The sequence below is a fragment of the Micromonospora sp. URMC 107 genome (assembly GCF_051386315.1).
Lineage (GTDB): Bacteria > Actinomycetota > Actinomycetes > Mycobacteriales > Micromonosporaceae > Micromonospora.
This window is the reverse complement of the sequence record NZ_JBPQTK010000272.1, coordinates 1-1,492: the sequence shown is the minus strand read 5'-3', so window position 1 is coordinate 1,492 and position 1,492 is coordinate 1. Positions and strand designations below refer to the sequence as shown.

2 protein-coding genes are annotated in these 1,492 nt (G+C 69.4%); one reads left to right on the top strand and one right to left on the bottom strand.

Features of this window, described 5'->3' with window-relative positions; translation table 11 throughout:
* The first annotated feature begins 331 nt into the window (after positions 1-331).
* Positions 332-670, top strand: a complete 339-nt coding sequence (locus ACSNN9_RS28440; RefSeq protein ID WP_436676385.1) for a hypothetical protein — start codon at positions 332-334, stop codon at positions 668-670.
* Here the strand turns inward: ACSNN9_RS28440 and ACSNN9_RS28435 are convergent.
* Positions 595-1,446 carry a DUF559 domain-containing protein gene (locus ACSNN9_RS28435; protein ID WP_436676384.1) on the bottom strand — a complete coding sequence of 284 codons (852 nt, stop codon included), beginning with the start codon at positions 1,444-1,446 and terminating at the stop codon, positions 595-597. The two genes, ACSNN9_RS28440 and ACSNN9_RS28435, sit on opposite strands and share 76 nt — an antisense overlap.
* Between the last annotated feature and the right edge of the window lie 46 nt (positions 1,447-1,492).

Here is a 1,492-nt window from a genome sequence, read left to right as displayed (position 1 = left end):
GCCCCGCCCCGCCCCGGCGATCATGCAGTTGTGGTGGGCTGAGGGCCACATTCGCCCCTTTCGCGAGGCACCACAAGTGCATGATCGACTTGTCCTGCCAGTGCCGCCGCTTTGCTACGGGGCATGAGCCGGCGTTCTCAGGGCGTGCCTGTTCTCACTTCCAGACGGGACACGGTTGTCCTGCCTCGTACATGACGTTCTGCCTGTACCCGCAAGGTGCGGACGCTCTGCGGGATCTTGCGGAAACAGGGCGGCTGGCCTTCGCGGACGGGGTCGCGTTCGCCTCCAGCGCATCAGGGTGCGGGCAGCAACCGAGGTCAGCAGGGCTTTCGTGTCGGTGGAGACGTGGTCACGGATGCCGTCGATCCTGCCGGACCAGCGTCCGTTCGACTTCGCGTTCGAGGGGTCCGTGGACTTCCCGGACGACTGCTGGCTCATCGACAAGTCGGTCGACGACCCGATCGTGCACGGCATCGAACTGCCGTCGGGAGCGGGCCCGTACGGCGCGCGGGTGATCGCGTACCACCACAACGAGATCCTCGACCGGTTCGAGTTGGCGCAGGCCCAGACGAGCGAGGAGTCACCCGGTTCAGGTCAGGCGGCGAAGAGCGTCGCGATCGTGGAGATGATGTGGGCAGGGCGGCGGTACAGGTCCAGGTCGGTGAAGTAGCGCATGCGCCAACCATGGGCGGCGAGCCAGTTCATACGGGAGCGGTCGCGGCGGAGGCGCTCGCGGTCGAGGTGCGAACTCCCGTCGTACTCGATGCCGATCCGACGCTTCCGATAGCCGAGGTCCAGCCGGTAGAGGGGGATGCCGGCTGCGTCCCGCACCCACAGTTGGGGATCCGGGGTCGGCAGTCCGCCGTCGATCAGTAGGAGCCTGAGCTGGCTCTCCTGCCGGCATTCCGCTCTGGGGTCCGCCAGGCCGATCAGCCGTCGCGCCTGGCACACGGCGCGCAGCCGGGCGTGTCGCGTCACCTCGGCCCGGAGCTGGTCAGGTCGACAGGCACCCACGCGCAGGCACCGATCGAGCAGTGGCAGGGCGCTCATCCGGTGCAGCGACCTGGCCAGATCGACGGCACACCGGGCCGCAGGCGCGCACGGCACCCCTTCCAGCAGGACCGGCTCCTGGACCGGCAGCACCGACTCGTGCGTCACGACGCCCCGGATGCGGGGTACGACGAGCCCGGCCGGCACGATCACGTGGACGTCGTCGCTGGGCGCGGCTCCGAAGCCGTGCAGCCGGGCACCGGTCTGGAACCCGGCCACCACACCGTCCGGCAGCCGACGGAAGATCGCCCTCAACTGCTGGTCCCGATCGGCCGTTGGGCCGTAGACGCCCCTGGACAGCCGGTGCATACGCGCCGTGTCGACGCGCCGCCTCACCTGCTCCCGACTCAGCCCTGCGGAGATCAGCTCCGAATACCGGTACAGCCCCTCTGCCATGGACACTCACCCTGCCGAGCGCGCCCCCACTCCGACCGCCCCGCCC

What these genes read in the sequence shown, in the direction of transcription:
- ACSNN9_RS28435 (WP_436676384.1), bottom strand. Translation starts at nt 1,446, where the DNA reads ATGGCAGAGGGGCTGTACCGGTATTCGGAGCTGATCTCCGCAGGGCTG.